The following is a 4,797-nucleotide window of genomic DNA, read 5'->3' on the forward strand; positions in this document are numbered from 1 at the left end:
CTCGCCAAACACACACCAAACAAACCAAAACAGCCAAACAAAACAACCTTATCCACAACCAACAACACATTACCCACAACCAAACAAAACGAGTCACTCAAAAATCAAAAAAACCGCGGCCATAAAAGCCGCGGTCAATAACGATGAAAGATCACAAGAAAGCGGGGTGCAGAACGAACACCTCAGGCGATATGAGCACAGCCTATTGGAGTTGCGCCCAGAACAGCTCGAGGTGACGAGACACAATCTCCTGGAAGCGCCCATCCTTCTTCAAGGCTTTCAGACCCGCGTTGATCCGATAAAGATGGGACGTTCCCCGCCAATGGCGTTTGGAAATCACCACGTGAAGACCCTCCTCAGACACGGGACGTTCCAAAGGGATCACCCTATCACGCAGCCCCTCGGCCAGCAGCGTATCCGCCCCAAGGAAGAGATTGAGCGATACCGCATCCACCTCACCCGCCATCAGACGACGGAAACAAGCGGCCGGATTGGCGGCACGTGCCAGGGTCACCTTCTCTTCTGTGAGCCAACGGCGCCCTTCGCGATCCAGGTCGTGACTGTAATAGCCTTCCGGGCGGCACAATGTCTTGCCGATCAGATCAGCATCTGTGTTGAAGTCAAAAGGCGCATCGGCCCGCACGAACACCATAATAGGAATGGTGATGAGCGGTTCGGAAAAGTGGAAATTGACACAACGCTCATCATCAGGCGTGGTGGCACAATCTGGTTTCAACCAGGGGAACCCCATATCAAACTGCTTTTCGTCCAACATGGGGAACAAGTGTTTTGACCAATCGGCCTCCCATGTAATGGAGTAAGACACCGGAGAGGGGGTCAGCTCCATCGCCGCGTTGACCAGCTCGGTCACCATCCCCTGCCCTGGGAGCGACTTATCTGTGAACGGCGCAAAGCCACTGCCGGTCAGCAGCTTCATCTCTGCGTCATCTTTGCGCAAAGGGGTCGGATCCGGCGCGGAAGTCTCTTGAGCGCAGGGGATTTGCAGAGTTTTGCCGGGGATCACGCTGGGCCCTTCCAGCACATGCTGATTGCTGTAGTAGATCAGGGTCCAGCGGCTTCGATCATTGTAATGTGCCTCGGCGATAGAGAACAGCGTATCGCCGGGCTGCACGCGATAGTCGACACCACAAATGGCCTGGGCCGCGCCTGCGCTGAGCAAACCCGCCAGCCCCGAAGCAGAGATCAGCGTCAGAAATCTGTTGAACATGCCGCCCTCCCTCAAAAGCCGGCCCAGATTCTGGCCATGTGATCTTCGATGATGCCCTGATAGGTCCCGTTCTCACGAATGTTGCGCAGGCCACCATTGATCAACTGCAGCATGGTTTGCGCCTCTGGGTGGGATTTGTGCACGACAACATGGATACCCAGCACAGACAGCGGCTGCGGCAGGACCTCGAACTGGTCCAGCAGACCGTTGTCTTTCATCACGCTGCGACCGGTGAATTCATTGATCGCCACCGCGTCTGCCTCACCGTTGGCCACCATTTCAAAGCACTCTGACACTTTGTGCGGCTGCTTCAGGGTGATCTTCTTCTCTTCCAGCCAGCGGCGACCGTACCCATCCAGGTCAAAGGTCAGATAACCGGAGGGACGGCAGAGCGTTTTGCCCTCGATGTCGCTGTCGCTTTCAAACGCAAAGCTGCGCGATTTGTCGACGAAGAGCAGCATCAGCGTTTCAAACATCGGGTCCGAGAAATAGAAGTTCTGGCAGCGATAGCTGTCAGGCATGCTGTCGCAATCCGGACGGAACCAGGGGAAACCCAGATCCAGCAGCGCATTGGAGAGCAGCGGATCAAAGTGGGAGGCCCAGTCATTCACCCAATGAACGGCAAAGCCTTGCTCCGGATCGGCATCTGTCATTGCTGCGGTCACAACTTCGGTGATCAGGCCGCCGTTGTGGGCCGATTTGGATGTGAACGGGGCATAGTCATCCCCTGTAAGGAGGTTGATTTTGCTGCGCACTGCGGCCGTTCCCGGCTGCACCTGAATGGGGGCGGCGGTGATGGGCTGCGCCTCAGCGATGGTTTTGCCGCCAGGCAGGCCGGTTGGCAGACCATTCAGACAAGCCATCGACAGCTCCATTCCGACCCGAATGGCATCGGGGCGTGGGCCAATCTTATCGATGTTGCGGCTGTGGATCGCGCTCCACTTTCCCACATCTTTGTAGAGCCGGTCTGCAATCAGCGAAAGGCTATCGCCTGATTTCACGGTGTAGACCCCGCCGCATGTCTCTGCGGCCGCGGATGTCGCAAAGAGACCGCTGACGCTGAAGAGCGCCGCCAATAGGTGTTTTTTCATCTGTCCCCCCTCCGGGTATTTGGTTGGGCAGGCTCTCGTCAAAGCGCTGGTCCTGCCTCTTGTGTGGTTTTGAAATATGTGGCGCGGCTGTCTGTGCCTGCGCGTGGTTAAACGATCGGGTGATGTTGCTTGGCCTACTTACCCATGGTGCCGTTCTGGACACTGCGAGCGGATGCACGTTCTCGGCTTTGCGGTAAGAGTTGCGCGCTTGCGCTATTGGTGCGGCGCTCTGCTAGGCGGGAAAGCCACCCACCCTGGGGATCCATGGTTTGTGAGTTTGCCCCTTGGATTTGTGGCCAAATTCGATGCCGGATTTACTGCCCCAAGAACAGTGCGAGAATCGTTGTCGTATCAACCCGCCCATTGGCATCGATCAACGCCGCTGGGACGGTGATGGATTGCGCCCGGTAGGCTTCGTTCACCAATTGATCAATATATTCAGGTGACTGACCTTGTCCGACGGCACGCAAAACCATGCCATAGAGCGCCGTATGGGGCTGCGCCGCCGTTTCTGGGGCGACCGCTTGGGTGGCGGGAGCCGCCGCAGCAGTCTGATCGGCGCCACCACTGCGCAGAGCCGCGAGGGTTCCGGCCGTCATTTGGGCCACCAGCGCGTCTTGTTCGTTCAGGGGGGCCGCGGTTTCAACAGCCACAGACAGCAATTCTGCCGCAGCGGCCCGTTGTTCTGACGTGGCCGTTGGCTCCAGCCCAGCGAGGGCTTGAGGCGTCAGCAGTTGCGCGACGCGCGGCGCACTCTCAGCACCTTCTGAAACAGGGTCGGATCCAAACTGCATCACCATCAGCACCAGGGCAATTGCCGCCAAACCAGCCGCAGCCCCACCAAGTTTGATGATCGAAGACCGCCCCGCCACGGAGGTGGACACGGAAGCAGGCGATGTCGGGCTGGCATGGCCAATGCCGCCCATACCTATTTTTGCCTGTTCCACATTGGCCTGACCCAAAGTGGCCTGTCCTGATGCCTTCTGATCAGATTGTTCCGCAGGACCGGACGCTGCCGCAGCGGAAGGTTTGGCACCGTGCAAAGATGTCACTTTCATCTTTGATGCAGCACCCGCTTCGGTAGAGCCGGTGTCAGTGGTGGCGGATTGGATAACACCGTCGATACGAAGCGTTTGACCAGAAGCCGATTGTCCACCTCCCCCAGAGACAGCACCGTCTTTGCTCGCGGGCGCGATAGCCGCGATCTTAGTTCTCTTTGCGCTGCCCATCAGAGCTCCCCCGTTTAACTGGTTTTTCTTGGCACCGAGAAATTATTAACAGATTCTTAACGATCGTCTGATTCGGCGTCAACATTCTGATGCGTAGTACAAAAGCGCCACAGCATGTGGCTAACTCGGGCAACATGGTCAAAGACGGCGTTAACCATTTCTCGTGGCCACCCCGCCTTCTACAAGGTGACCAACCCCGGCTTAACTGACTTATGGGGACAAGGCCGAGAGCATCCTGCGATCAACGAACGATCCAGACGCAGCCACATAGACACAGACTATCGCACGTCAGATCGCCACAGCCACGGGTTGCATGATCACCCTCGCAGGTCCTGCCTGCCCCGTTAGCGCCAGCAACGCCACCGGGGATTTGAGCGGCTGGCGGCGAAGAATTGGCAGGTGCATTCCAAACAAACGCCCAACTGCCGGGGAACGCTGCCAACCAAAATGCCCCGCCATCACTGGCAGGGCATCATGAGAAGCAATCAACGCATTTGCGACGACAAAAGAGAGATCACAAGCCTATAGGGCAGCCTGAAGCGCTGCCGGGCCCTTATTCACTCGAAAGAGAAAATCCAGCATTTGCCGCCCAAAGCTTTGCGCCAAATCTGCGCATAGTTCTGCGGTTCACCCCTTGTGTATCGCGGACACCAGTCAAGTCCCGCAGCGAGCAAGATTCTGCCGCCACACCTGAATCAAACCACATTTTTTCCCTCGGAAAAGAGCGATTTGGCCAATCTTCTAAAGCTTGTGCATTCGTTGTCTCCAGGCATACCAGGCCTGTTTGAGGTTGGGCTGGCCGGTGGAATTTCAGCGGGTCGGCCGAACTCCATTTGTACAACCACCAAGCCACATCACTACGCCTCGTCCGGCGTCATCACGTCCTGCCGAAGATAGTATGGGGCATCTCGACGAAACTGCTCAGCCAGCGCCGGGTCGTCGTTGAAATCCCTTCCTGTTGTCTTCAGCACGTTGCGCAGGACCGCAAGGCTAACCAGGGTTGCAGCCACCATTGCGACGATGATTGCCAAATCCACGTAGCTCACATTCTGAAAAAATGTCACCTTTCACCTCGCCATCTGTAACCATGCATCAGCACACCACTTTGCAGAACGAGCATATCAGGTTTTCAGGGGTGGGCAGACTCTGCATCTTGCTGAGGGACTTCGCGGGGGGGGGGGGGGGACAGGGAATGTGAGTACGACTTTAATTTCGCTGTCGCGGCAATTTTTAGAAAGTGACAAGCGTT

Annotated in this window: 4 protein-coding genes; all 4 read right to left on the minus strand. The window is 56.8% G+C overall.

The annotated features are described in order from the left end of the window. Positions 1 to 202: 202 nt before the first annotated feature. Positions 203 to 1,228 (minus strand): transporter substrate-binding domain-containing protein, encoded by a 1,026-nt coding sequence (locus tag Q0C28_RS04930; RefSeq protein ID WP_293573541.1) that lies wholly within the window; start codon positions 1,226 to 1,228, stop codon positions 203 to 205. Between the two features lie 11 nt (positions 1,229 to 1,239). Further along, positions 1,240 to 2,319, minus strand: a complete 1,080-nt coding sequence (locus tag Q0C28_RS04935) for a transporter substrate-binding domain-containing protein (RefSeq protein WP_293573542.1) — start codon at positions 2,317 to 2,319, stop codon at positions 1,240 to 1,242. Between the two features lie 314 nt (positions 2,320 to 2,633). Continuing rightward, the gene (locus tag Q0C28_RS04940; RefSeq protein ID WP_293573543.1) at positions 2,634 to 3,548 is read right to left on the minus strand and encodes a hypothetical protein; all 915 of its coding nucleotides are present in this window, start codon (positions 3,546 to 3,548) and stop codon (positions 2,634 to 2,636) included. A gap of 857 nt (positions 3,549 to 4,405) precedes the next feature. Next, entirely contained in the window at positions 4,406 to 4,612 is a 207-nt protein-coding gene (locus tag Q0C28_RS04945) for a hypothetical protein (protein WP_293573544.1), read from the minus strand. Positions 4,613 to 4,797 lie beyond the last annotated feature (185 nt).

This window comes from Phaeobacter sp. (assembly GCF_022825805.1).
Lineage (GTDB): Bacteria > Pseudomonadota > Alphaproteobacteria > Rhodobacterales > Rhodobacteraceae > Phaeobacter.

Coding starts and splice junctions, on each gene's coding strand:
- Q0C28_RS04940 (WP_293573543.1), bottom strand. CDS start 3,548: ATGGGCAGCGCAAAGAGAACTAAGATCGCGGCTATCGCGCCCGCGAGC.
- Q0C28_RS04930 (WP_293573541.1), bottom strand. CDS start 1,228: ATGTTCAACAGATTTCTGACGCTGATCTCTGCTTCGGGGCTGGCGGGT.
- Q0C28_RS04935 (WP_293573542.1), bottom strand. CDS start 2,319: ATGAAAAAACACCTATTGGCGGCGCTCTTCAGCGTCAGCGGTCTCTTT.